This is a genomic window from Pseudoalteromonas luteoviolacea CPMOR-1 (genome assembly GCF_001625685.1).
Taxonomy (GTDB): Bacteria; Pseudomonadota; Gammaproteobacteria; order Enterobacterales; family Alteromonadaceae; genus Pseudoalteromonas; species Pseudoalteromonas luteoviolacea_K.
Genome location: NZ_AUYC01000039.1, coordinates 63400 through 86277, shown reverse-complemented (window position 1 = coordinate 86277; position 22878 = coordinate 63400). Strand labels below are relative to the sequence as shown.

Annotated in this window: 27 protein-coding genes; 9 read left to right on the top strand and 18 right to left on the bottom strand. The window is 42.2% G+C overall.

Features of this window, described 5'->3' with window-relative positions; genetic code table 11:
• Window positions 1-444: 444 nt before the first annotated feature.
• Window positions 445-1119, bottom strand: a complete 675-nt coding sequence (locus N473_RS17670) for a tRNA-uridine aminocarboxypropyltransferase (protein WP_063369075.1) — start codon at window positions 1117-1119, stop codon at window positions 445-447.
• A gap of 67 nt (window positions 1120-1186) precedes the next feature.
• Here N473_RS17670 and N473_RS17665 point away from each other — a divergent pair, with 67 nt between their 5' ends.
• Window positions 1187-1726 (top strand): GNAT family N-acetyltransferase, encoded by a 540-nt coding sequence (locus tag N473_RS17665; RefSeq protein ID WP_063369074.1) that lies wholly within the window; start codon window positions 1187-1189, stop codon window positions 1724-1726.
• A 36-nt stretch (window positions 1727-1762) separates the two neighbouring features.
• On the opposite strand, the gene N473_RS17660 is transcribed toward N473_RS17665, so the two are convergent.
• From N473_RS17660 to folB, 3 genes are read right to left on the bottom strand one after another with little or no spacing between them, the layout of a single operon-like run.
• A complete protein-coding gene (locus N473_RS17660) occupies window positions 1763-2566 on the bottom strand; it encodes an undecaprenyl-diphosphate phosphatase (RefSeq protein WP_063369073.1) in 804 nt (267 codons plus the stop codon).
• Window positions 2567-2571: 5 nt separating this feature from the next.
• A complete protein-coding gene (folK, locus tag N473_RS17655; RefSeq protein WP_063369072.1) occupies window positions 2572-3051 on the bottom strand; it encodes a 2-amino-4-hydroxy-6-hydroxymethyldihydropteridine diphosphokinase in 480 nt (159 codons plus the stop codon).
• A 1-nt stretch (window position 3052) separates the two neighbouring features.
• Entirely contained in the window at window positions 3053-3403 is a 351-nt protein-coding gene (gene folB / locus N473_RS17650; RefSeq protein ID WP_063369071.1) for a dihydroneopterin aldolase, read from the bottom strand.
• A 105-nt stretch (window positions 3404-3508) separates the two neighbouring features.
• On the opposite strand from folB, the gene plsY reads away from it, so the two are divergent.
• Complete coding sequence (gene plsY, locus N473_RS17645) at window positions 3509-4105, top strand: glycerol-3-phosphate 1-O-acyltransferase PlsY (RefSeq protein WP_155735648.1); 597 nt, start codon at window positions 3509-3511, stop codon at window positions 4103-4105.
• Here the strand turns inward: plsY and tsaD are convergent.
• Genes tsaD through N473_RS17630 form a run of 3 tightly spaced genes read right to left on the bottom strand, consistent with a single transcriptional unit; the run spans window position 4102 to window position 6083 of the window.
• Entirely contained in the window at window positions 4102-5118 is a 1017-nt protein-coding gene (tsaD, locus tag N473_RS17640; RefSeq protein ID WP_063369070.1) for a tRNA (adenosine(37)-N6)-threonylcarbamoyltransferase complex transferase subunit TsaD, read from the bottom strand. The two genes, plsY and tsaD, sit on opposite strands and share 4 nt — an antisense overlap.
• 25 nt (window positions 5119-5143) lie before the next feature.
• On the bottom strand, window positions 5144-5743 hold the full coding sequence (locus N473_RS17635; protein WP_063369069.1) for a YjaG family protein: 600 nt from the start codon (window positions 5741-5743) through the stop codon (window positions 5144-5146).
• Entirely contained in the window at window positions 5736-6083 is a 348-nt protein-coding gene (locus N473_RS17630) for a putative signal transducing protein (protein WP_231099593.1), read from the bottom strand. The genes N473_RS17635 and N473_RS17630 overlap by 8 nt, the downstream gene beginning before the upstream one ends.
• A 35-nt stretch (window positions 6084-6118) precedes the next feature.
• Between N473_RS17630 and N473_RS17625 the strand changes: the two genes are divergently transcribed.
• From N473_RS17625 to N473_RS17615, 3 genes are all read left to right on the top strand, one after another.
• Window positions 6119-6517, top strand: a complete 399-nt coding sequence (locus tag N473_RS17625; protein ID WP_063369068.1) for a DUF2721 domain-containing protein — start codon at window positions 6119-6121, stop codon at window positions 6515-6517.
• 57 nt (window positions 6518-6574) lie between these two features.
• Window positions 6575-8101 (top strand): DUF3369 domain-containing protein, encoded by a 1527-nt coding sequence (locus N473_RS17620; protein ID WP_063369067.1) that lies wholly within the window; start codon window positions 6575-6577, stop codon window positions 8099-8101.
• A 110-nt stretch (window positions 8102-8211) separates the two neighbouring features.
• Complete coding sequence (locus N473_RS17615; protein ID WP_063369066.1) at window positions 8212-9120, top strand: LysR family transcriptional regulator; 909 nt, start codon at window positions 8212-8214, stop codon at window positions 9118-9120.
• A gap of 55 nt (window positions 9121-9175) precedes the next feature.
• On the opposite strand, the gene ubiA is transcribed toward N473_RS17615, so the two are convergent.
• Window positions 9176-10039, bottom strand: a complete 864-nt coding sequence (gene ubiA, locus N473_RS17610) for a 4-hydroxybenzoate octaprenyltransferase (protein ID WP_063369065.1) — start codon at window positions 10037-10039, stop codon at window positions 9176-9178.
• The gene (locus N473_RS17605) at window positions 10036-10575 is read right to left on the bottom strand and encodes a chorismate--pyruvate lyase family protein (RefSeq protein WP_063369064.1); all 540 of its coding nucleotides are present in this window, start codon (window positions 10573-10575) and stop codon (window positions 10036-10038) included. Before N473_RS17605 ends, ubiA begins: the two co-directional genes overlap by 4 nt.
• A 155-nt stretch (window positions 10576-10730) precedes the next feature.
• Here N473_RS17605 and N473_RS17600 point away from each other — a divergent pair, with 155 nt between their 5' ends.
• A complete protein-coding gene (locus tag N473_RS17600) occupies window positions 10731-11126 on the top strand; it encodes a flagellar basal body-associated protein FliL (protein WP_063369063.1) in 396 nt (131 codons plus the stop codon).
• Here the strand turns inward: N473_RS17600 and glpG are convergent.
• From glpG to N473_RS17570, 6 genes are all read right to left on the bottom strand, one after another.
• Window positions 11104-11961, bottom strand: a complete 858-nt coding sequence (glpG, locus tag N473_RS17595; RefSeq protein WP_419555159.1) for a rhomboid family intramembrane serine protease GlpG — start codon at window positions 11959-11961, stop codon at window positions 11104-11106. The two genes, N473_RS17600 and glpG, sit on opposite strands and share 23 nt — an antisense overlap.
• Entirely contained in the window at window positions 11925-12242 is a 318-nt protein-coding gene (gene glpE, locus N473_RS17590) for a thiosulfate sulfurtransferase GlpE (protein WP_063369061.1), read from the bottom strand. Before glpE ends, glpG begins: the two co-directional genes overlap by 37 nt.
• A gap of 85 nt (window positions 12243-12327) precedes the next feature.
• Window positions 12328-13356 (bottom strand): L-threonine 3-dehydrogenase, encoded by a 1029-nt coding sequence (gene tdh, locus N473_RS17585; protein WP_039611732.1) that lies wholly within the window; start codon window positions 13354-13356, stop codon window positions 12328-12330.
• A gap of 42 nt (window positions 13357-13398) precedes the next feature.
• Window positions 13399-14595 carry a glycine C-acetyltransferase gene (locus N473_RS17580; protein WP_063369060.1) on the bottom strand — a complete coding sequence of 399 codons (1197 nt, stop codon included), beginning with the start codon at window positions 14593-14595 and terminating at the stop codon, window positions 13399-13401.
• Window positions 14596-14904: 309 nt separating this feature from the next.
• Window positions 14905-15453, bottom strand: coding sequence for a D-glycero-beta-D-manno-heptose 1,7-bisphosphate 7-phosphatase (gene gmhB, locus N473_RS17575; protein ID WP_063369059.1), 549 nt, complete (start codon window positions 15451-15453; stop codon window positions 14905-14907).
• Complete coding sequence (locus tag N473_RS17570) at window positions 15450-16493, bottom strand: glycosyltransferase family 9 protein (protein ID WP_063369058.1); 1044 nt, start codon at window positions 16491-16493, stop codon at window positions 15450-15452. The genes gmhB and N473_RS17570 overlap by 4 nt, the downstream gene beginning before the upstream one ends.
• 128 nt (window positions 16494-16621) lie before the next feature.
• Between N473_RS17570 and N473_RS17565 the strand changes: the two genes are divergently transcribed.
• Window positions 16622-17347, top strand: a complete 726-nt coding sequence (locus N473_RS17565) for a 3-deoxy-D-manno-octulosonic acid kinase (protein WP_063369057.1) — start codon at window positions 16622-16624, stop codon at window positions 17345-17347.
• Here N473_RS17565 and hldE read toward each other — a convergent pair.
• From hldE to N473_RS17550, 3 genes are all read right to left on the bottom strand, one after another.
• Window positions 17344-18792, bottom strand: coding sequence for a bifunctional D-glycero-beta-D-manno-heptose-7-phosphate kinase/D-glycero-beta-D-manno-heptose 1-phosphate adenylyltransferase HldE (hldE, locus tag N473_RS17560; RefSeq protein ID WP_063369056.1), 1449 nt, complete (start codon window positions 18790-18792; stop codon window positions 17344-17346). The genes N473_RS17565 and hldE overlap by 4 nt on opposite strands.
• Entirely contained in the window at window positions 18789-19382 is a 594-nt protein-coding gene (locus tag N473_RS17555; protein WP_039611738.1) for a D-sedoheptulose-7-phosphate isomerase, read from the bottom strand. Before N473_RS17555 ends, hldE begins: the two co-directional genes overlap by 4 nt.
• Before the next feature lie 62 nt (window positions 19383-19444).
• Entirely contained in the window at window positions 19445-20884 is a 1440-nt protein-coding gene (locus N473_RS17550; protein WP_063369055.1) for a capsule assembly Wzi family protein, read from the bottom strand.
• A gap of 145 nt (window positions 20885-21029) precedes the next feature.
• Between N473_RS17550 and waaA the strand changes: the two genes are divergently transcribed.
• Together waaA and N473_RS17540 are read left to right on the top strand one after the other, a co-directional pair.
• Window positions 21030-22292, top strand: a complete 1263-nt coding sequence (gene waaA / locus N473_RS17545) for a lipid IV(A) 3-deoxy-D-manno-octulosonic acid transferase (protein ID WP_063369054.1) — start codon at window positions 21030-21032, stop codon at window positions 22290-22292.
• Window positions 22293-22838, top strand: a complete 546-nt coding sequence (locus N473_RS17540) for a DUF1415 domain-containing protein (protein WP_063369053.1) — start codon at window positions 22293-22295, stop codon at window positions 22836-22838.
• Window positions 22839-22878 lie beyond the last annotated feature (40 nt).

Sequence of the window (22878 nt, the reverse complement as noted above, 5' to 3'; positions counted from 1 at the left end):
TTCCAGCCCAAACCGACATATACTTTAGCTGTCTCTTAGGGAGAGGCATTGCAAGGAAAAAGGATGTAAGACGCAATACATGGATAGGTTCCCGGTATTGGAATATGGAACTCGGATTATGCTGTATTTGCAGGACGCAAATATTTAAGTAAGGATGTTTACATTTTCAGGATGTCAGGACTAGATGGAGTTAGGAAGGGTAATGGAACAACCCATAAGGATTAATTGCAGGGTAATGTCAAACAAAGGATAAGTTTGATGCAAGCTAGGACGGGGTTAGGACAACCCAAGTGGACTTGTACAGGAAGTGCAATAATTCGCAGAACCAAAACACCAAGCGAATTGTATGGAAATGAATTAGGGAGTTGAGTTATTCAACATGGCAGGATGCTGTTTAGAAGATTCCGTCAAGCGCGACTCGAAAGAGTCGCGCTATCTTCATGTCTAAACTTCCACAAATTTGCTTCGTTTACCTCTTAAATACGCATCTCTAAAATCTACAAAGTGGGAAGTTAAATTTTCTGCGGCCTCTGCTTCACCATTTTCGGCAAAAACAACACAAGCCACTTCGGCTGTACCTAGTTGATGCTCATGCGGTGCTACACGCAATTTATAATTAGACAAGCTTTGTGGAGAGATAGATAACACTGGGAATCGATCTAAATAGGGACTTTTCCTGAACATCTTTTTCGCTTCTCGCCAAGTACCATCGAGAAAAATAAACAGAGGCTTTTTACCGTCAATACGTTGGACGGACTTGATCACTCGTTGCGGCTGAACATTCTCTTCAGGAAAAACGACGATTGGCTGATAGTTCGGATTGTCCAAAAGCGCGAGTAGGGCTTCACTGGGTTCGGTTCTGTCCCATCTAAAGGCATGATTATCTGGAACGATATCAGCGATTAAACGCCCAGTATTTGATGGCTTAAAACTTTCGTTATGATACATTAATAAACACACGGCACTTGAACACTGGGCCTGTCTGATACCTGCACAGATACATAAAGGCTCAGCGAGCAAACAAGCCTCGCAGCGAGTAAGTTTTGAACCACGTGCTTTAAATTCTCTCTTCGATTCAGAAATTTGCTGCGCACGAAGTGCCAATACTGAGTTGCCCAAAATATTCTCCCAACAAAAAAGACAGGCCATTGTACCAAGTCTAACAATAAAGGATAAAGCTATTATTATGAGAGTTAATCAGACAAATCGACTAACCTATCGCCTGCTCACTCCGGACGATGCGGATCTGCTATTTGCATTAGATCAGAACCCAGAAGTTATGCAGTTTATCAATGGTGGTCAAAGCACAAGTCGAGACGACATCAACTCGATATTCATTCCTCGCCTCAAGCAATTTTCTAACCAAGACAAAGGCTGGGGGCTATGGGGCTGCTTTTTATTGGATAGCAATGAGTTTATTGGCTGGATACTCGTGCGCCCGATGGATTTTTTTACAGCTAAAAGAGATGACTCTAATTTGGAGATCGGCTGGCGATTTATGCAATCGAGCTGGGGAAAAGGCCTCGCATCAGAAGCCGCTTTGCAGATAGCAGACACTTTGACCGAGCATAAAGTCGCAACAAAGCTCACTGCACTGGCTCACGCTGACAATCAGGGCTCGATTAATGTCATGAAAAAAATTGGCTTAGAATACCTCAAAACAGCTATTCACACTGAGCCGTTAGGCAGTGCAGAAGTGGTCGTGTATGAAAAAGCACTCGATTGAAGAAAAATCTGGGGCCAAAAAGCCCCAGACTTGTATTTACATCGACAAATAAACCACTAAGAACATACCTAACGCCAGTCGATAAATAACAAATGGCAACATACCCATCTTCTCAATGACTTTTAAGAAGTAATGAATACACGCATAGGCGGCAAAAAAGGACAGCACTGCACCTGTCACGATATCTGCAATATTAAACTCATCTCCCTCTGAAATAAGTTTATAGGTCAGATAACTCCCCGCAGCGGCAATCACTGGGATAGACATTAAAAACGAAAAACGCGCTGCACTTTGCTTGTTCAATCCCATCATCAGACCAATTGTCATGGTGATCCCTGAACGAGATGTACCAGGCAACAACATCGCAATTACCTGAGATAGACCAATGCACAACGCCATGACCCAATTGATTTGATAAATTGTTTTAATTTGTTTTGCTGTTTTATCTGCGTACCAAAGCAATAAACCAAAGCCAACCGTTGTCCCTGCAATGATCCAGGCATTGCGTGAATATTCCTCGACCAAATCTTTAGCAAAATAACCAATAACCAGCGATGGCAGTGTCGCAAGTAAAATAAACCAACCTAGCTTACTGTCATCCGTGGTCCCCTGCGCGCCAAATGACTTAAACCACGCAGTCAGAATTTCCGCTACTTCTTTACGAAAATAAATGACGACTGCAAACAACGTACCTACATGTACCGCGACATCAAACGCCAACCCTTGATCTTGCCAGCCAAAAACTTGGGACGGTAATATCAAATGCGCGGAGCTCGAAATGGGTAAAAACTCCGTCAACCCCTGAATTAATGCTAGAACAATTATTTCTATTAGACTCATTGTAATTACAACTCCACTTTCCATAGCTTTTGACACGGGTTACTGTAGTTTTGCCAAATGGCAGAAATTGTTTCACCTGTCGTCGGCAGTGTGACATGTCCTCCTACCTCAGACAAAGGTAAAAGCACAAAGGCATTTTTGGTAATTTCATCACGAGGCAGCTGTGCTGGTTGTTCGCATACTAAATCGTCATATAGCAATAGATCGAGATCTAAAGTCCGAGGACTAAACTTTTTATCTCCATGTATTCGGCCGTTGTCCCGTTCAATTTTTTTTAGTAACTTGCAGACTGCTTCTACTGACATATCTGTTGAAGCTGCAAAAACAGAATTAAAAAAGTTGCGACCGTTAAACCCAACTGGCTCACTTTCATACACATTAGAATGCTGATAGTCAGGAAAGTGTTCTATCAAGGCGGTCAGGCCGTTTTTAAAATGTCGCTCTCTATCCACGTTAGAGCCAATACTAATGTAAATTTCTGCCATGTTATTTTTTCCGGTATATTTCAATACCTACAGTAGCCGCTTGTGCGACAGCTGCGGGTTTGCTGACTTTAATTCGAACATCACTCACAGCAAATTCGCCTAAAATCATGGCAGCCAACCTTTCTAACAAGGTCTCTAAGAGCTCAACTTGGATAGATTCCGATAACGTAATGACACGTTCGCTCACCTTTGCATAATCGACGGTGAGGTTAATGTCATCAGTTTGCGCAGCTGGGGTAATATCTGTAGACATTTCAATATCAAAATAAAGGCTTTGTTTACTTTCTTTCTCAAAGTCGTAAACTCCTATTATGGTCTCGACGTGTAATTGCGAGATATAGACCTTGTCCATGTATACTCCTAGCATGACTAAAACGGGGTCGGCGAAAAATATTAGGCCGTGTAAAAAGAATCGCGATCATAGCCCAAAACAAAGCAATAAAAAATAAGGAAGCTTGTGTTAGTCATTTTAATGTGTATTTGTGCTTATTTATTTGGTTCTATTTCCTCTGCAATTTTAATCTCGAGGCTCTTTTCGCTGCCTGATCCACGCTTTTCTGGCTCAAATAACCCAGGCGCAACCAATGTTTTGCGTATTGGAGGTAAGGTACCTGCCGCTTTGGTACTTATTTTTGACGTATTAAAGGGAACTATCCCAGTTTGGGGTGCTTACTTTTTAAACATCGAGCCTATTTGGCTTGGTGCTGTCGCTGTAAGTGCGTGTCTTGGGCATATTTATCCGATTTTCTTCCATTTTAATGGTGGAAAAGCAGTTGCGACCGCATTTGGCGCACTGCTACCAATTGGTTTGTCTCTCGCAGGGCTGCTTATTTTAACTTGGCTCACAGTGCTGTGGGCCTTTCGGTATTCATCACTCGCCGCTATCGTCACAGTAACAGCTGCACCGTTCTATACTTGGCTAATAAAGCCTCAATATACATTGCCCGTTGGCTTCTTAACGCTATTGATTATTTTCAGGCACCGAGCAAATATCACTAGGCTCCTACAAGGAAAGGAGCCTAAAGTCGGCAAAAAAGCGGCCAAAAAAGACTAAGAGATGGCAGGTAGACTGTCTAAAGGCCAACGTGGCTGCGTCTTCATATCCAGTGGCGCGATATGTCCTGCCTTGAGACGCTGCATACCTGCAAAGGCTATCATTGCACCATTATCTGTACAAAACTCAGTGCGAGGGTAATAAACTCGACCTCTCATCCCTTGCATCATTCGCTCAAGCTTTGTTCGCAGTTCAACGTTGGCACTGACACCACCGGCAATCACTAAGCGCTTAATCCCTGTCTGCTTTAGCGCGCGTTTACACTTAATAGCCAATGTATCAATCACTGCACTTTGGAATGCATGTGCAATATCAGCCTTCGTTTGTAAATCCTCACCTTCATTTTTTATGGTATTGGCAGCTGCGGTTTTGAGGCCACTAAAGCTGAAATCTAGACCAGGCCTATCTGTCATCGGCCTAGGAAATACAAATCTCTCAGGTGTCCCTTGGGTTGCTAACTTCGCGAGTAATGGTCCGCCTGGGTAATCTAAGCCTAACAATTTAGCCGTTTTATCAAAGGCCTCACCTGCTGCATCATCAACTGATTCACCTAAAATCTCGTACTCACCGATACCAGCCACTTTCACCATCATGGTATGGCCGCCGGATACAAGTAGTGCAACAAAAGGAAACTCTGGTTTGTCATCCTCTAACATCGGTGCCAGTAAATGCCCTTCCATATGGTGTACTGCAACCGCGGGTATGTTCCAACCAAATGCTAAAGAACGCCCAATAGAAGTGCCCACAAGCAAGGCTCCAACAAGACCTGGACCTGCGGTATACGCAATACCGTCTAAAGATTCAGGGCCGCATCCAGCCTGCTCAAACGCCGCTTCGATTAATGGGATAGTTTTGCGAACATGATCTCGAGAGGCAAGCTCAGGAACCACTCCGCCATAATCGGCATGTACTTTAACCTGACTGTATAGCTGATGGGCAAGTAACCCTTGTTCATCGTCATAAATAGCTATACCTGTTTCGTCACAGGAAGATTCAATACCTAAAATACGCAATCTTATTCTCCACTACATTCTTTAACTACATATTCTCAATGGACAAACCAATATTGGTTTGTCCATCGATTATCGCTTGCGCTTTTAATTGCTTCACATTTTCAGAAGTTATACGCCCCATACGCTCAACAAAGTCGATAAGCTCACCCAATACTTCAATTTCGTATTGCATTAGTGGGTGCTCACGAACCTGCTTATTATCTGGAATAACATCTTCTTGGGCGAACAAAAATTCAATGTATCGCGCCACCGTGGCTTGCGAGATTTTTGCAACATTGACAAACTCAATCTCGTCTTTAGTCATGAGCCCTTGAATAAATCCCAATAATGCCGTCGAAACATCAATTGCGGGATAAGTACCAAACATATCAAAATCAGATAACTCTGGTACGTTGGGTTCTATTTTTTCAACTTGCTTTTCCAGGCTGATTTTACTCTTTGGTAATAGCAGCTTTTCCCAGCACAAATTCAACGCATTTCTAAATACTTGCTCATCACCAAACCCTGTAGCTTCACTAAACAATCCATAGTTAGGTGTCATTCTCTCCAAAATAGCAGCCGCTAAAACTGCTTTTTGTAAATAGTTCAGCTCACGAATGCGCTGAAAGTTGTTTGCTTTACTCATATTCTTTTCCACAATGCCAACAATACTCAAACGCTGAGCCGTTAAGCTCATTGCAATGTTGACACTGCCAATCTAATTTTGATTTTTTCTGGCGATAGTTTACCAATATTTCTTCTCCAAGGGGCAACTTTATCGCTGGAACAAAGATCTTAATGGTATTGTCGGCAAAAGGTAGCTCACCCAAGGTTGAAGACAGCGCCTCCCCTTGCATGCTGGTTTTAATGCGAGCCTGATGTAATAGGCCATTTACCAAGTGGGCTTCAATCATATTATCTGTACTAAAAATACAGCACCATTGTTCTAATTCAACCATCGCACTCAATGCTAATTTTGCTATCATAAACAATATTGTAGTGTGTAAATTGGAAGAGCTCTATGACGCTTACCACCCCAGGGTTGTTATTTCCCGCTATTTCACTGTTGTTACTGGCCTATACCAATCGCTTTTTGGTACTTGCGCAATTAATAAGAGAGCTAAACGCACGTGAAGGAGATACTTTGCGTCCTTTAGTCGTGCAGCAAATCAACAATTTAAAAAAACGGATTAAACTCATAAGGCTCATGCAAGTATGGGGGGTGTTCTCATTCATCTTATGTACTTTATCTATGTTTGCACTGTTTATCGATATTAGCTTACTTGGCATAATCTTATTTGGTGTCAGTCTATGTTGCCTCATCGGATCACTGATGCTGTCTTTATACGAGATCCATATTTCATGTGACGCAATAGAAATCGAACTTAATAATATTGAAAAAAAGCCACTGCAAGAGTAAGCAACTCGTATTGACCTTACTATACTGACAATATCAACGATTAAAGGTAGGTCATGTGTGAGTAGTTTTCTTTTTTCAAATGAGCAACTAAGGGAAGAAACTTCACAGCCTGAAGAGCACGCTTTTTGGGACGTATTGGTTGTAGACGACGAAGAGGATATTCATCAGGTTACCAAATTAGTTCTATCTGACTTTAAGTTCGAAGAAAAGTCATTGCGATTTCATCACGCGTACTCCGCCAAGCAAGCCATGAAAATTTTGGAAGACCAAGACTGTATCTCCGTTGGACTAATTGATGTGGTTATGGAAAATAACCACGCAGGGTTAGATTTAATCAAATTTATTCGCAATGATATGGCGAACCATGATATTCGGTTAATTCTCAGAACGGGGCAACCAGGCGAAGCCCCTGAAGAATCCGTAATACGTGACTATGATATCAACGATTATAAAAATAAAACCGAACTCACTGCTGTAAAACTTAAAACACTGCTGTATTCAGCACTGCGCTCTCACCGAGACATTCAAACCATAGAACTTCACAAAAAAGGATTGGAGAGGATCATTGCAGCATCTTCGAGCTTTTTAGAGTGTGACAATGTACAAGATTTTGCATCGACTATTTTAGAGCATGTCGCACAAGTACTCGGACTTTCCGATTCAGAAATTTATTGTGCAGCTGCAACTAATCAACAGACTGATTCTGGTTCTCAGTTCAAATTGTTAGCCGCATCAGGAGAAGGTGTAGAGCCGAGCTCAGATAAAATTCCGAGCAACGTCAAAAATTTATTCATCGAAACGCATAATAGGAAAACTTCTTGCAAGTCTTGCAATGAATATGTCGGCTATTTTACGTCCAAGGGCGGGCTCGAAACCATGTTATATGTCAGTAAAGAGAGTTCACTTCGTAGTACTGATTGTCAACTACTTGAATTTTTTGCGAATAACATCGCTTTGGCCCATGACAATATTAAATTAAGGGAAACAGTCAAAGAATCTCAAAGAGAGCTGTCCTATATTTTAGGGGAAGCCGTTGAAAAACGCTCCAAAGAAACTGGCTCACACGTCAAACGTGTTGCGATGTACAGCAAACTACTTGCAGAGTTGTATGGGATTAATAGTTACAAAGCTGAAATAATTAAAATGGCATCGCCATTGCACGATATCGGCAAAATAGGCATCCCAGATGTTATTCTGAACAAACCCGGAAAACTGACCAATGATGAGTGGGAAATAATGCAAACGCATGCGCAACTCGGCTATGACATATTGAAAAAATCCACGAATGAAATACTGCAATGTGGTGCAACAATTGCTCATCAGCATCACGAAAAATGGGATGGTTCAGGATATCCACAAGGTTTAAAAGGAGAAGATATTGATATTGTTGGAAGAATTACTGCAATCGCTGATGTTTTCGACGCTTTAGGGAGCAAACGCTGTTATAAAGCCGCTTGGACCCTAGAAAAGGTACTTGACGAGATAAAATCTCAGAAATCCAAGCAATTTGATCCCAAATTAGTTGATTTGTTTATAAATAATCTGGAACAATTCATTTTAATTAAAGATACCTATCCCGACTAAAACTTTGTAAGCGAAATGTAAAAAATTCACTTGGATGTTTCCTTAATCTGTATTAGTATTAGGAAATCAACGTCATGATTGCATTTTTGTTGAAATAAAAGGAATTTCAAATGAGATTTGAACAACTTGAGCAGTTTGTTGCTCTTGGCAACCTTCGTCATTTCAGACAAGCTGCCGAACAAACCCAGATTAGTACATCAGCTTTAACTAGAAGCATACAAACTCTGGAAGATGAGATTGGCTGTGAGCTAGTAAAGCGCTCTACACGCTCAGTGAAATTAACAGAACAAGGTGAGTTGTTTTTAAATTACTGTAAAGCCACGCTAAGTGAGCTTGATGTAACAAAAAACACCATCAAACAAAGCCTATTTGGCAGAGATCAGCAAAAGCTTGTTGTGGGTTATACCGCAAAAGCAAGCGAGATTGTCCCCATGTCTTGTGGCCGATTCTTGGCAGACTCGCCAAATGTTAAAATTGAGATGCAATTGCTGGATGAGCATGAACTGACAAGAAAACTTCAACTTGGTGAAGTCGATATCAGTGTGTATTTATCCTCTGCAACAAGCTTGATCAGTGATATTCATTTACCTGACCAGCTTATTTTATTTGTGTCCAAACAACACCCTCTTGCGCAGCAAGAGTGTATTCGAAGAGGTGAATTATCACAGTACCCAATGTATAGCTGCTTCTCCCAGTCTAAGCAGGTTCAGAGTATGCTAAATGAAGCGGTTGAAGGTTTAAATAAGTCGACAAGTGTGAAAATTGGCAACATCACACAAGTAATTGATGGATTGAAGAACAGCCAGAGCTTTGCAATTGCAAGTATTGAACACTCTAAAACAATTGCACAGGACCCTGAGTTGGTACTTCTTAAAACCAACAAAGACAACAGCCACGAACAATTAGTCATCAATACCAACCACCAATTAAGCGGCAATAGCCACGTTAGTAGCTTACTTCAGTTGATTGAAAAAACAGCCTCTCAACTGCAGGTAAACGATGCGCCAGTGCATTCTTAACTCCTCTCCTTACTCGACGCGCTACGCCCACACTTTTCAGTGTGGGCCAAACGACTCAACTAACCACAACCCCAATAAACAGTGCTAGGCCAACATAGTTATTGTTTAAAAATGCTTTGAAGCAAGCCTCCCTACTGCGAGTCGTAATTTCACGCTGTAGATACACCAGCATGAGACAAGCACTAGCCAGAGAAATCCAATACCAAAGGCTTAAATCAAAATATAAGCCAACCGCTAACATACATAGCAAAAAACTGATATTCAATAATGCAATAATGTGCCTGTCCCACTTGCCAAATAAAATCGCTGTGGACTTAACGCCAATTTTAATATCGTCATCCCTATCAACCATGGCATACATAGTATCGTATGCCACCGTCCACAGAACATTGGCTATAAACAACAGCCATGCGATCATAGGTACTTCCCCTGTGGCCGCCATAAATGACATTGGGATCCCCCAGCTAAATGCAGCCCCTAGAACCACCTGAGGTAGGTGTGTATAACGTTTCATAAAGGGATATAAAGCAGCTAATATAACCCCCCCCACCGACAGGGCTATCGTTTGCCAATTCAAAGTGAGTACAAGTGCAAAAGAAGCCAAAATAAGCACCAAAAACAGAGAAAGCGCTTCACGCTCTGAGACTGCGCCACGAGCCAGTGGACGCATTGCCGTTCTTTTCACTGAGCCATCTACTTTTCTATCAGCATAATCGTTAATGACACACCCTGCACTGCGCATTAGGAAAGTGCCCAGTGAAAAGACTATTATGTGCAATAAGCTGGGCACACCTTCTGAGGCAAGCCACAAGCTCCACATCGTGGGCCACAACAGTAAAAACGTGCCTATTGGCTTATCAAGTCGCATTAACTGTTTATATTCAGAGATGTTTGCATATTGCAACGAGACACTTTTCATTTATTTATAATCTCACTGTTAAAAATCTCACACACCAAAACTTTAGCAGAGCCTTTCGTAAATACGCTACGTCGAGCAAATACAGGTCTCTCTTCTACACCAAAAAGTTCACATAATTGTGCCCGTGCTTGCAAATCATCAACACAACTCACCTCCAATTCACCTCGGTGCCATATTGACTGTTCAAATAACTTCTCACCAAGGGGTTTTTCACCCAGGTTTTGTAAGCCGTGTTCGTTTGCTTCCAATGAAATCCAGCTTTGCGCATATACATGTGGCTGTTCATCACAAAATAGTAAAACCTCTCGGCATATCGCCAGCTCAGTTTGCTCTCCTAAGGCCTCCATGATGCACGGAGGTGGCACGAGCGGTTGTTCTCCCAATACGCCGACTCTAAAGCTGCTACTTTGGCTTTTCAGTAATGCCGTCAAAGAGCCTTGCTCAACCAGTCGTTCATGTATTTGTACAGGAGCTTTGTCTGCAACTTGGGTAAAGCTCCCCCAATTAAAATCTAAAGAAATAGGACTTTTTAACAATTCGATAATTCATTCAAGACTAAACCAAAGCCATGATAACAAAGCTTAGCAACGCAAAAAAGTTCGCGATTATCTTATTGCTGCCTGTTCATGCTTTAAATTTAAGTATAAACTAACGATATTGTTGACATTTAGTTACGTATTTTCAGACGATTATGGTTCGTACTCTTTTATTAATTGCAGCACTCATCGCAAGTACTACAAGCTTTCAACTCAAAGCGGAGTCTAGCGTGGGTTATTATGGCTTTGAGCCAGACATCATTACGAACTATATTGGCCAGTCAAATAAAAAGTTAGGTTATGTTCGTGTAACGATAGACTTGATGCTAGACGACATCGCAAATATTGCGGTGGTCGAACACCACACCCCCCTGCTAAGAGATGCCATCGTACAGATCTTGAGCAAAGAGCCAGAAGAGACCATAAAATCTTTGACCGGTAGAGAAGAGATAAGAAAGCGATGTGCAGCAAAGCTGAAATCTCTGTTAAAAGACGAGACTGGTCAAGAGATCATTAGAGAAGTTTTATTTACGAAGTACCTGTATCACTAGGCCGATACATTATTGCAGCAAGGCTCATTCCTGTTAACAGACCAATTAAATGGGCCCAATTTGCCATACTAATAAATAACACATTGGTGAACCCCAGTATCATCCACACCAGCATAAAGCCAATAATGGGCTTAGACAAAATAGCCTGTTCATGCTTATTTAGGTGTGAGTAAATCCAGCAAAACCCCAATTGTGCATACACAACTCCACTGAGTCCGCCAAAGTTTTCATCTACAAGTAAAAACTGAGCCCAATTACTCAATAATGCACTGGCGGTAAAAAGAGAGAGTAAAGTTATAAAACCTGCTCTGTTGGCAATTTGGTTACCCAAAAAAATCCACCAGCTTAAATTAAACAATAAATGTACCGCACCAAAGTGCATAAAAGCAGGAGTTAGCCAACTCCAAGGGTGATTAGTATCAAATTTGAGGGCTTCAAAAACAGCATTAGGCGTAAAGTAATAAAAACTGACATAAACAAGCAAAGCAATCATTGCGACTGCCTGTATGAGCCAGTTTAGTCGAATAAAACGTTGGAATAAATTTAGCTGTGTTCCTTGATATTTTAATGCGCCATCCGTTTCACCCACTTGCCAAGACGCATTGCTGTATTTTTCATGATAAGGGTTTTTGAGAAACTCTTGCCAAACAGCTTGGGCAGTCTGCAAGTCACTCTCTTGTACCCAGACTGACACAGTCCGTCCATCTTCACTGTGTAACTGGCTTTCTACTCCAATTGTTCTCAGATAATCAACGGCTCCTTGAACCGCTCTAGGGTCTGAAAAGGAGCCAAGCAGCTTCATTTTTCTATGTGTTCTGGGAGTGTTTGCTCCCATTGAGTAAAGCCACCATCCATGCTGTAAACATCTTCAAAGCCTTGCTCAACTAAATAGTTCGCAGCATTTCGAGAGCTGATCCCATGATAACAAACAATAATAATTGGCTGTTCAAACTCTTTTTCCTGCATAAAATGGGCTAAATTTTCATTCGAAAGGTGCTCTGAACCAGGAATGTGTCCCGCTGCAAACGAATTAGGGTCGCGGATATCTGCAACAACCACGTTACCTTGTGCGATTAATGCTTGTGTTTGTTCAATACTAATATGTTTAAAAGCCATATCTCTCTCATTAAAAAAGCGGCTCAATTAATACAATACCTTATACGAAGGAAAGTACAATTTAAAGCCGCCTATTGGACTTAAATTACTTTGTCCAGTCTAGAATCACTTTACCAGACTGGCCTGAGATCATTGTATCAAAGCCCTGCTGGAAATCATCCACATTAAATTCATGGGTAATGATAGGTTCTAGGTTCAAACCAGACTGAATTAAACTTGCCATCTTGTACCAAGTCTCGAACATTTCACGTCCGTAAATACCTTTGATAACTAAGCCTTTAAAAATGACTTGGTTCCAATCAACAGCCATATCACTTGGTGGAATACCCAGCATCGCAATTTTACCGCCGTGATTCATGTTGTTCAGCATGCTATTGAATGCAACTGGTACACCCGACATTTCTAGGCCTACATCGAAGCCTTCTGTCATACCTAGTTCTTCCATCACATCTTCAAGGCTTTCGCTTGCCACATTGACAGCCTTAGTAGCCCCCATTTTACGTGCAAGGTCTAGTCGATATTCATTCACATCGGTTATGACAACATGGCGCGCGCCTACATGTTTAGCAACCGCAGCCGCCATAATACCAATTGGACCAGCACCAGTGATGAGTACATCTTCACCAACCAAATCAAATGATAGAGCCGTATGTACAGCATTACCAAATGGGTCAAAAATCGATGCTAATTCATCTGAAATATTATCTGGTATCTTAAAGGCGTTATAAGCTGGGATCACTAAGTATTCTGCAAATGAGCCTTCTCGATTAACCCCTACACCAATGGTGTTGCGACACAAGTGTACTCGGCCAGCTCTACAGTTGCGGCAATGCCCGCATGTAATATGACCTTCTCCTGAAACACGATCACCTACAGAAAAGCCTCGTACTTCTTGGCCCATATCGACGATTTCACCCACATACTCATGGCCCACGACCATAGGGGTTGGAATCGTATTTTGAGACCACTCATCCCACTTATAAATATGGACATCGGTGCCACAAATTGCCGTTTTACGGATCTTGATCAGTAAGTCGTTGTGCCCCATTTCTGGTTTTGGCACATCGGTCATCCAGATCCCTTCTTCAGCTTTCAACTTGGATAATGCTTTCATAATGTTCACTCGTTAGAAAGTAGGTGCGCTAGCACCTAGCAATTAAATCACACCTAAATCTTTACCAATGCGGATAAACGCTGAAATCGCTTTATCTAATTGTTCTTTAGTGTGTGCCGCTGAAATTTGCGTACGGATACGAGCTTGACCTTTTGGCACCACAGGGAAAGAGAAACCAATCACGTAAATCCCTTCAGCAAGTAATCTATCTGACATTTCAGCAGCGACTTTTGCATCGCCAAGCATGACTGGAATGATTGCGTGATCTTTACCTGCACACGTAAAACCTGCGGCTTCCATTTCATTGCGGAAATAAGCTGCATTTTCCCATAATTGATCGCGAAGCGCTTTTCCATCTTTAAGCATATCAAGTACTTTAATTGATGCCGTCACGATTGATGGTGCCAATGAATTAGAGAACAAGTATGGACGTGAGCGTTGACGTAACCACTCTACAATCTCTTTTTTACCTGATGTGTAGCCACCTGACGCACCACCTAGTGCTTTACCAAGCGTACCGGTGATAATGTCCACTCTATCCATAACACCACAATACTCAGCTGTACCCGCACCATTCTCGCCAACAAAGCCAACTGCGTGAGAATCATCGACCATGACAAGTGCATCGTACTTATCCGCAAGATCGCACACTGCTGCTAAGTTACAGATAACACCATCCATTGAGAAAACACCATCAGTTGCTATCAGTTTAGTTTTAGCGCCCGCTTCGGTTGCGGCAATCAACTGCTTCTCTAAATCAGCCATGTCATTATTTGCATAACGGAAGCGTTTAGCTTTACACAGACGTACACCATCAATAATAGATGCGTGGTTCAAAGAGTCTGAGATAATTGCGTCTTCTGGGCCAAGGATCGTTTCAAATAAGCCTGCGTTAGCATCAAAGCATGACGAGTATAAAATCGTATCTTCAGTTTTCAAAAACTCACTGATTTTTTCTTCTAACGTCTTGTGAATATCTTGAGTACCACAAATAAAGCGTACAGATGCAACGCCAAAACCATGATCAGATAAACCGCTTTGTGCTGCGGCAATCAGATCTGGATGGTTAGCCAAGCCTAGGTAGTTGTTTGCACAAAAATTAATAACGCTTTCACCTGTTGATACAGCGATTTCTGCCTGCTGTTGTGATGTAATAATGCGTTCTTTTTTATATAAGCCTTCAGCTTTCACTTCTTCTATTTGTTGTTGAAGTTGGCTGTAAAATGCCGCTGATCTCATGTAGAGTCTCCATTGGTTGCACGGAGTGTGTACGCCTAATTTTGCTTCTGAGGTGAACACACGACTATGATGCCTCGAATACTGCATGGTTTATTAAACTCAATGCAATGTTGTTTCGATTCGATAGACGTTGAAACTCAGGTTAAATCAATTAAAAGGGTACACACCAAATGAAAAGTCATACTCAAGCCAATTACCCACTTGTTGTATGAATGAGTTAAATTACTTGAGTATATTTTAAAAGGTTCGCAAGCTAAATGCACGGATTGTGATTATCTTGTTTTATATGAGCGTAAAGCTAAATGGGCGTTAGCCTAATTTTTGGGGCAGCTCCGCTAAAGAGCCACAAACAAAATCAGCAAATGATTCATCCTCGGCAGTGAACTCTTGCCCTGAACGCACCAGAACTTTGGTCTTCACGCCTGCCGCAATGGCAGCCTTCATATCTGAAACTTTATCTCCAACCATAATGCTGTTTTTCGGATCGATATCGTGCTCTTCAATCGCTTGTAATAGCATGCCAGGTTTTGGTTTTCGACAATCACAATCACGCAAATACTGTGGTAATGCTTTTTTAGGGTGATGTGGGCAAAAATAAACCCCCGCAATGTCAATACCCAGCCTATTAAACTGCTCACACATCCACTGCGTTAAACGCTGGAACTGAACTTCATCGTAGTATCCGCGACCAATACCAGATTGATTCGTCACCACGACAAGCTTATAACCTAATCCTGTAAAGTATTGACACGCCTCAAACACGCCATCAATGAACTCAAAGTCTTCAATGGCATGTACATAAGCATGATCATGATTGATCACACCATCTCTATCTAAGAATACTGCTTTAGATTTCATAATTTCTCTTGCTGAACAACTTTGTCAAACATCGCTGTCACATCATCAACGCTAATTTGCGCCATTAAATCTGCGCCTTTTACTCGAGTACCCCACGGCAACTCACTGGCAGGCTTACCTTTTTGCTTAAGCACATTTTGATGATACACCTCAACAACATAGTGCTGATACAAATACGGCCCGGTACGTTTGGGGTTTGAATGTGCGTACAAACCGATCACAGGCGTGCCAACCGTCACAGCCATATGCGCAGGACCCGTATCAGGTGCAAGCACTAACTTTGCTTCTTTAAGCACACATAATAGTGTTTTTAATCCCGTTTTGCCGACTAGGTTTAAAATATTACACTGTGCATGTTTCACAATAGCCGCACTTAAACTGATTTCTAACTCAGTTGGACCACCTGTTATAACAACATTAAACCCCTGATCCGCCGCATAATCTGCAAGCGCAGCATATCGTTCTGGCAACCAATTTCGTTCCTGTTTACTTGCAGCCGGTGAGATAACAAACACCCGTTCAAGACCGTGTAACAATGATCTTGCCTGTTCCTCATCCTCTGCTGTATAGGGCATACTCCAAGTCGGGTCTTGAGGCTGAGCGCCAATTGCCTGAGCGAAATGGTGAAAGCCCTCTAATACATGTGGCTCAGTTTGACGTGTGATACGTTGATTAACGACTAACGAGTGCAACTCTTTAGCACGCGTACTATCAAAACCAATTTTCACCTTCGCAGGAATACACAGCGCCGCAACATTAGACCTAAAAGCCACTTGCATGTGCAACAATACATCAAATTGTGTGCCTTTAAAGTGAGCTCTCAGGTCCTTAAAAGCCGCTTTGCCGCGTTTTTTATCAAACACCACAAATTCAACGCCCGGTAAATCGGCCAGTAACATCGCCTCTACTTTCCCAATCACCCAGGTTATCTTAGCTTGAGGATGTGCTCGTTGAATCGCTTGAACAGCAGACACTGCATGACAGACATCGCCGATGGCTGATAGCCGAAGCACGCAAATAGAAGAAATCGTTTTTGACACTCGTCTTACCCAATCAGTTTAAGAACGCATGATCTTAAATTAATCGTCTCGATTTGCAACACTTGTGCATTTCACTCTAGAGAAAAAGTCGCTAAACTTGCCGCATATTACCATTTTGCAAGCCTCATATGCTCAAAATAGACAACACTGACAATCATTTCATATTAACGCCACAAGACAGCGAATTAAGCATTACCCACGACTGGTTTAATGTCGAACATTGGCGACAAAAAGATGCGGTCGTTAACAGCAAACTTGGCCGTGCCCCAGCTTGGTTTATTCGATATCAGAATAATAATATTGCCGTATTAAAACATTACTGGAGAGGCGGTTTAATTGGCAAGTTGCTCAGTGACCAGTACTTATTTTTAGGTCTCGAAAAGACCAGAGTGTTTAAAGAATTTAAACTTCTCACACAACTTAAAGAATTGCAGCTCCCCGTGCCAGTACCTATTGCAGCCTATGTCAAAGTTACGTTTGGTATTTATCGCGCGGACATACTAACCCAGGCGATACCTGATGCACAAAGTCTGTGTGAAAAACTTAAGCAACACTCTGCGACAAAGAAAGAGCTCATGGCTGTGGGAAAAACCATCGCGGATTTTCACCGAAAAGGTGTCTATCATGACGATCTCAATATCAATAACATTCTTTTCGATGACCAAGGACACGTTAACCTCATTGACTTTGATAAAGGTGATATACGTCATATAGAGGGTTCTTGGCAACAGGCGAATATAGACAGGTTAGCCCGTTCATTTAAAAAAGAAGCCGGCAAGTGGCCGACTTTCTTTTTTGATGATGCGGATTGGCAAACACTGATTAGTGCCTACCAAACACATCTAGATAGTTAACTTTTACTTAAACGTGCTTTTTTAATGACATTTGAGGTTGAGCAACCGTCTAGAAAAGACAATACCTCAACCTGACCACCTTGTGCTAATACATGATCAGCGCCAGCGATTTCTTCAACCTTATAATCGCCCCCTTTAACCAATACATCAGGGCTGATCGTCGCTATTAAGTTAGCAGGAGTATCGCCTTCTTCTTCTTTCCCAAAAGGAACAACCCAATCAACCGATGCCAACGCAGAAATCACCATCGCACGCTCATTTAATGGGTTAATTGGCCTGTCCGCACCTTTTAAGCGAGAAATAGATTCATCATTATTTAACCCAACAACTAAACGGTCTCCCATCGCTTTAGCCTGCGCTAAATAGCGCACATGACCTGCGTGTAAAATATCAAAACACCCATTAGTAAACACAATTTTCTCGCCATTTTGCTTGGCAAATGAAATGTGCTGTAACACATCTTCAAATGGGGCTTGATAGTGCTCGCCTGTCTCCCTCAAGTATTGACTCAACTTCGCACTGAGCTCCTCAGGAGAAACTGTCGCAGCGCCCAGCTTGCCAACTACGATACCTGCCGCCAAATTTGCCATTTCTACCGCATCTTTCGCATTCATCCCAGCACCGAGCATCGTAGTCAGTGTCGCAATCACGGTATCGCCAGCGCCAGTCACATCGCTAACCTCTAGCACCTGCGCAGAAAAGTCATGCTTATCATCAGCAGAGATGAGTGACATCCCTTGCTCAGAGCGCGTCAATAACATTGCACCAATGCCAGCATCAGCGATAAGTTGCCTTGCGCTGTTGGTAAGTGCCGACTCAGTGCTTGCGTCCCCGCCAGCCAACTTAAACTCATTGAGATTTGGAGTAATAAAATCAGCACCACGATAAACAGATAAATCGCTCATTTTAGGGTCTACAAGCACCGTTTTTCCAGCTTGTTTTGCCACCTCAATCATCTCTTTGATATTGGCAAGCGCACCCTTGTTGTAATCAGAGAAAAGAACATACTCATAAGCCTCAATAACGGCCTTTAACTTCTCAGTTAGTAACGCACTATGCTCAGGTAAGAACTGCTCTTCCATATCCAGCCTAACAACCTGCTGATGACGACTTATCACGCGCATTTTGGCTATCGTCGGTAAGGTATCAACACTAACCAATTGAGAATCAATACTCTCATCTTCTAAAATACTGTTAAGCTTGCGACCGTTTTCATCTTGGCCAATCAAGCCTAGTAATCCTACTTTGCCGTCCAAGTGCGCAATATTTTTCGCAACATTAGCCGCGCCACCCGCTTTATCTTCTAAGCTACTTACTTTCACAACTGGAACAGGCGCCTCCGGAGAGATCCTGCCAGTATCCCCATGCCAGTATCGATCTAGCATCACATCACCCACAACTAGAATTTTAGCGTTGTGAAGGTTTTGTAAAGCAGCTAAGTTCATTGATTTTGCTCCGCAATTGACAGGTCCACAGCCTCACAAAGCCAATGCCCAATAAACATATGTGCTTCTTGAATACGCGCTGTTTCGTCAAAGTTAATGATAATCGGTAATTTAGCGATGTCTTTGACTTCACCGCCTTGGCGGCCAGTTAATGCCACTGTGAACGCACCAATTTCGTTAGCGGCAGCCAAAGCCAAATTGATATTTTCACTGGTACCAGAAGTTGTCAGTCCAATAACCAGATCCTCTGGCTTACATAACGCCTGAACCTGTCTTTCAAACACGGTATTAAAGTGGTAGTCATTGCTATGTGCAGTTAAAATAGATGTATCTGTCGTCAACGCGATTGATGCCAATGGCCCACGTTCTAATTTATATCGAACTACAAACTCTGCCGCAAGGTGCTGCGCATCCGCTGCACTGCCACCATTGCCAAACCAGATAACCTTTCCGCCCGCAGCAAGCGTTTTCTGACACGCCTCTAAAAGTGCTACCGATTCTTGATGATAATTGGCCATATTGGCAAATAATGCCATGTGGCGTTCTAAACTGTCCAAGTAGCTATTTGCAATTTGTTCATTGACTGACATAGTGAACCTTCAATTTCTTACAAGCCCAAAAATTGTGCTATTTCTTAATTATTACCCGTGTATTACCAGTATACATTGACTGACAGCCAAGTGTAATTTTCTCCAAACACATCTTTGCCCACGGTCAGGCTTGTTTCTAGTTGATAGTCATCAATTTTTCTAGAGTTAGAGAGCTGGATTTCATTTTGCTTTTTGTAATCATATTTCTCATTATTCTGGTTATCTACTGTGGTCCATTTTAATCGCCACAGTGAATCAAAGCTCTCTGCATACGTGACTTCAATCACTTGACTCTGCGTCGCTACGCCATGATTAAATACTCGATGATTACTTGCAAAATGACCCAACACGAAATCATTGATACTATTACCTTTCGCAGGGTAGATATGGTGTACATACCAAAGCTCACTAATATCTGAAAACTCATAGCGCATCGAGACATCTTTCGTTAATTCTGGCATGTAAAAACCATAGCTGGTCACAGAGTTACCAAATAAATAGTTTTTATGCTCTCGGGTATCTTCACCGCCATGCTCGATATACCACTCAACAGGTGTATACCAATCTGTTTTAAAAGACGTAGTGACTGTAGCCCATTGATCGCCAAGTTCGTTGTCGGTACCACCGGTTAATGCGTTATTATCGCTGCCTGCAGGGTCAAAAAATGCTTGCAGCACATCCTTACCAGACACTTCCCTTGGGCCACCTCCGAATTGCATCATCCGGTTAATACCTATTTTCCAATTCGTCAGCGGCTCAATACTCAGATGTGTACCTGCTAATTTAGGCGTACCGTCGTGTCGTTTGTTTTGGTAATGAATGCCTTTCTCAACATGCTCTAATTCAGCATAGAAGAATTCAAAATCTAAGTTCCACCAACCTTTTAGTGGCGAGTTGAGCCCCAAAGAGACAGATAAAGGCGTCTGAGCGTTTGTCGAATACACTTGAGCTGAATGTTTAAAGGGCGAAAACCAATGCTCTTTGTAACCTATATTTAGTTGTAAATTCTCCCCCCCCAGCGCATAAAAAGTATTATAAGGCACTAACCTACCAGCCTCGACGCGGTACTCAGCGCCAAACTGTAATAAAGAATTATCGCTACCACGATAAATGCCATCTAGCGAAATCTCAGCATATTCGGTCGAATAATTGCCTCGATCATTGGCAATTCTTTGCTCTTCGCCTGAATCTATTCGTAATTTAATTCCTCTGCGAGTGATCGCATCGGTTTGAAGGTAGGGTGCAATACGCGCTCGAATACTTGCTTGCAATGCAGGATCTATGTTGCCAAGCTTTACAATGTGTTGGTTAATTTCTGAAATGCGATAAGGCTTACTCATCGGAGTAACAGCCGTCAGCGTGAACATCTTTTCGATCTGATATTCTAGTATATTATCTTTACCAAGAGGGAGATAAGCCGTCGGCATCGCAAACGCCGTTTGAGCGACAAAAGACAAAGGTAAAGAAACAGCAAACAACAACTTCTTATAAATTGACAACATTATATTTCTTTCAAAAATAATCAGGGGCGAGCATACTAGCAAATTTAGTGCTTTTGAGCACGTTCCGATATGTGTAAAATTGTTATGGTAATTTCCATTACGCAACAAGCGCGTTAAACTATGCTTTTATTTTTGCCCTGACACTATGATTCGACTTATTTACTCCTTAATTTTAATTTTGCTTGCGCCACTTATTGCGTTTTACCTATATCAGATCAGGGGTAAAAAAAACGGCGGTTACAAAGCGCATTTTAGTGAACGTTTTGGTACCGTAAATCTGCGCCTACCACAACAGGCCATCATCATTCATTGTGCATCAGTTGGCGAAGTCCTCGCAGCAGTGCCACTTATTAAAAAAGTAAGCGCACAATACCCAAGTAATTCAATCATCGTTACCTGTAATACACCGACTGGCCGTGATGAAATTACTAAACAATTCAAAGATTCAGTCTCTGTCTGCTACCTCCCCATTGATTTTGGATTTGCAGCTCGCCGTTTTATCAAAACATTAAAACCAAAGTTACTACTTGTCTTAGAAACTGAGTTGTGGCCAAACCTGTTCTATTATGCCAATAAACACCAATGCCCTGTCGCCGTCATCAATGCTCGGTTATCAGAGAAATCATACCGAGGCTATCAAAAAGTCGCACCTTTAACTCGACATATCATGAGTCACATCACGGTGCTGGCAAGTCATAACGAAGAAGATGCGCAAAGATTTGTCGCGCTTGGTCTGCCGCCAGAGCGCGTGTCCACTACAGGGTCAATTAAATTTGATGTCACACTTGATGATCATGATCTGCAACGGATGCATGATTTAAGCGCTCAGTTGGGGCAACGGCCAATTTGGATAGCCGGTTCAACGCATCCTGGTGAGCATGAGCAAGTCATAGCCGTGCACAAAAAGTTATTAGAAAAAATACCCGAGGCTTTATTGATCATCGCGCCACGTCACCCTGAGCAATTTAACCCTGTCGCAGACTTATTAAGTGACGCAGAGCTTTGTATTAGCCGTCGCAGTGGGCCATACAATTCAAACTGCCAAGTTCTCCTCGCTGATTCCCTCGGTGAGCTGAAGTTTCTATACGGGTGTGCCCAAATTGCCTTTATCGGAGGGAGCTTAATTAAACGAGGTGGCCATAACCCTTTGGAATCGGCAGCAAGTGCTGTCGGTGTGTTAAGTGGGCCTAGTACCTATAACTTTTCTCATATTTATCCGCAGCTCATTGCTCAACAGGGCGCACAAATTTGCTCAGATCAATCTGAGTTGCTTGCACACGTAAACAACTATTTAACTGATCCCACTGCTACGAAGTTACTTGGCGAACAGGCGCATGCATGCCTGGCACTAAACCAAGGCGCAATCTGTCGCACCCTCAATATTATCGATTCACTACTGGAGCAGTAAATGAGTGATCACATAATCAATACAATGAAAAGCTGGGTGAGTAATGTCATCGTCAAATACAACTTTTGTCCCTTTGCTAGAAAAGAAGTGGAACAAAACGCCATCTATTATCACATCAGCGAGGCCACCAGTCATGACGATGCAGTCATGGATATGTTGAAACAGTGTTTTGAGCTAAATCAAAACGCATCGAGAGAAACCACTCTGCTGGTTTTTTCACATGGCTTCACTGACTTCGAGTCATTTTTAGATTTGGTTGATTTAGCGAATGCACTGCTCTGTGCACAGGGTTTTGAGGGCGTATATCAAATTGCTAACTTTCATCCAGACTATGTCTTTGCAGACAGCGATGAAGATGACCCTGCCAACTATACTAATCGCGCCCCCTACCCAACATTGCACCTGATCAGAGAAGAGAGTATGGCTGCTGCATTGGAAACTTATGAAGATCCAGAGTCTATCCCAGACAATAATATTCGCCTAGCTAGGCGTAAAGGTGAAGCATTTTGGCAACAATTACTTGCTAGCTGCACGCACAAAAAGTAAAAAGTTAAATAAAATAACTGCGCTAATTAGCGCAGTTATT

Excerpts from the sequence above, each read along its gene's own strand:
- gmhB (WP_063369059.1), bottom strand. The coding sequence starts at position 15,453 with ATGAAATCTAAAGCAGTATTCTTAGATAGAGATGGTGTGATCAATCAT.
- glpG (WP_419555159.1), bottom strand. The coding sequence starts at position 11,961 with ATGGGAGCAAACACTCCCAGAACACATAGAAAAATGAAGCTGCTTGGC.
- N473_RS17660 (WP_063369073.1), bottom strand. The coding sequence starts at position 2,566 with ATGAGTCTAATAGAAATAATTGTTCTAGCATTAATTCAGGGGTTGACG.
- N473_RS17635 (WP_063369069.1), bottom strand. The coding sequence starts at position 5,743 with ATGAGTAAAGCAAACAACTTTCAGCGCATTCGTGAGCTGAACTATTTA.
- N473_RS17540 (WP_063369053.1), top strand. The coding sequence starts at position 22,293 with ATGAGTGATCACATAATCAATACAATGAAAAGCTGGGTGAGTAATGTC.
- N473_RS17580 (WP_063369060.1), bottom strand. The coding sequence starts at position 14,595 with ATGAGATCAGCGGCATTTTACAGCCAACTTCAACAACAAATAGAAGAA.
- ubiA (WP_063369065.1), bottom strand. The coding sequence starts at position 10,039 with ATGAAAAGTGTCTCGTTGCAATATGCAAACATCTCTGAATATAAACAG.
- N473_RS17555 (WP_039611738.1), bottom strand. The coding sequence starts at position 19,382 with ATGTCAGTCAATGAACAAATTGCAAATAGCTACTTGGACAGTTTAGAA.
- tdh (WP_039611732.1), bottom strand. The coding sequence starts at position 13,356 with ATGAAAGCATTATCCAAGTTGAAAGCTGAAGAAGGGATCTGGATGACC.
- N473_RS17550 (WP_063369055.1), bottom strand. The coding sequence starts at position 20,884 with ATGTTGTCAATTTATAAGAAGTTGTTGTTTGCTGTTTCTTTACCTTTG.
- N473_RS17625 (WP_063369068.1), top strand. The coding sequence starts at position 6,119 with ATGACGCTTACCACCCCAGGGTTGTTATTTCCCGCTATTTCACTGTTG.
- glpE (WP_063369061.1), bottom strand. The coding sequence starts at position 12,242 with ATGGCTTTTAAACATATTAGTATTGAACAAACACAAGCATTAATCGCA.
- folB (WP_063369071.1), bottom strand. The coding sequence starts at position 3,403 with ATGGACAAGGTCTATATCTCGCAATTACACGTCGAGACCATAATAGGA.
- N473_RS17600 (WP_063369063.1), top strand. The coding sequence starts at position 10,731 with ATGGTTCGTACTCTTTTATTAATTGCAGCACTCATCGCAAGTACTACA.
- N473_RS17615 (WP_063369066.1), top strand. The coding sequence starts at position 8,212 with ATGAGATTTGAACAACTTGAGCAGTTTGTTGCTCTTGGCAACCTTCGT.
- N473_RS17665 (WP_063369074.1), top strand. The coding sequence starts at position 1,187 with ATGAGAGTTAATCAGACAAATCGACTAACCTATCGCCTGCTCACTCCG.
- hldE (WP_063369056.1), bottom strand. The coding sequence starts at position 18,792 with ATGAACTTAGCTGCTTTACAAAACCTTCACAACGCTAAAATTCTAGTT.
- folK (WP_063369072.1), bottom strand. The coding sequence starts at position 3,051 with ATGGCAGAAATTTACATTAGTATTGGCTCTAACGTGGATAGAGAGCGA.
- waaA (WP_063369054.1), top strand. The coding sequence starts at position 21,030 with ATGATTCGACTTATTTACTCCTTAATTTTAATTTTGCTTGCGCCACTT.
- N473_RS17630 (WP_231099593.1), bottom strand. The coding sequence starts at position 6,083 with ATGATAGCAAAATTAGCATTGAGTGCGATGGTTGAATTAGAACAATGG.
- N473_RS17565 (WP_063369057.1), top strand. The coding sequence starts at position 16,622 with ATGCTCAAAATAGACAACACTGACAATCATTTCATATTAACGCCACAA.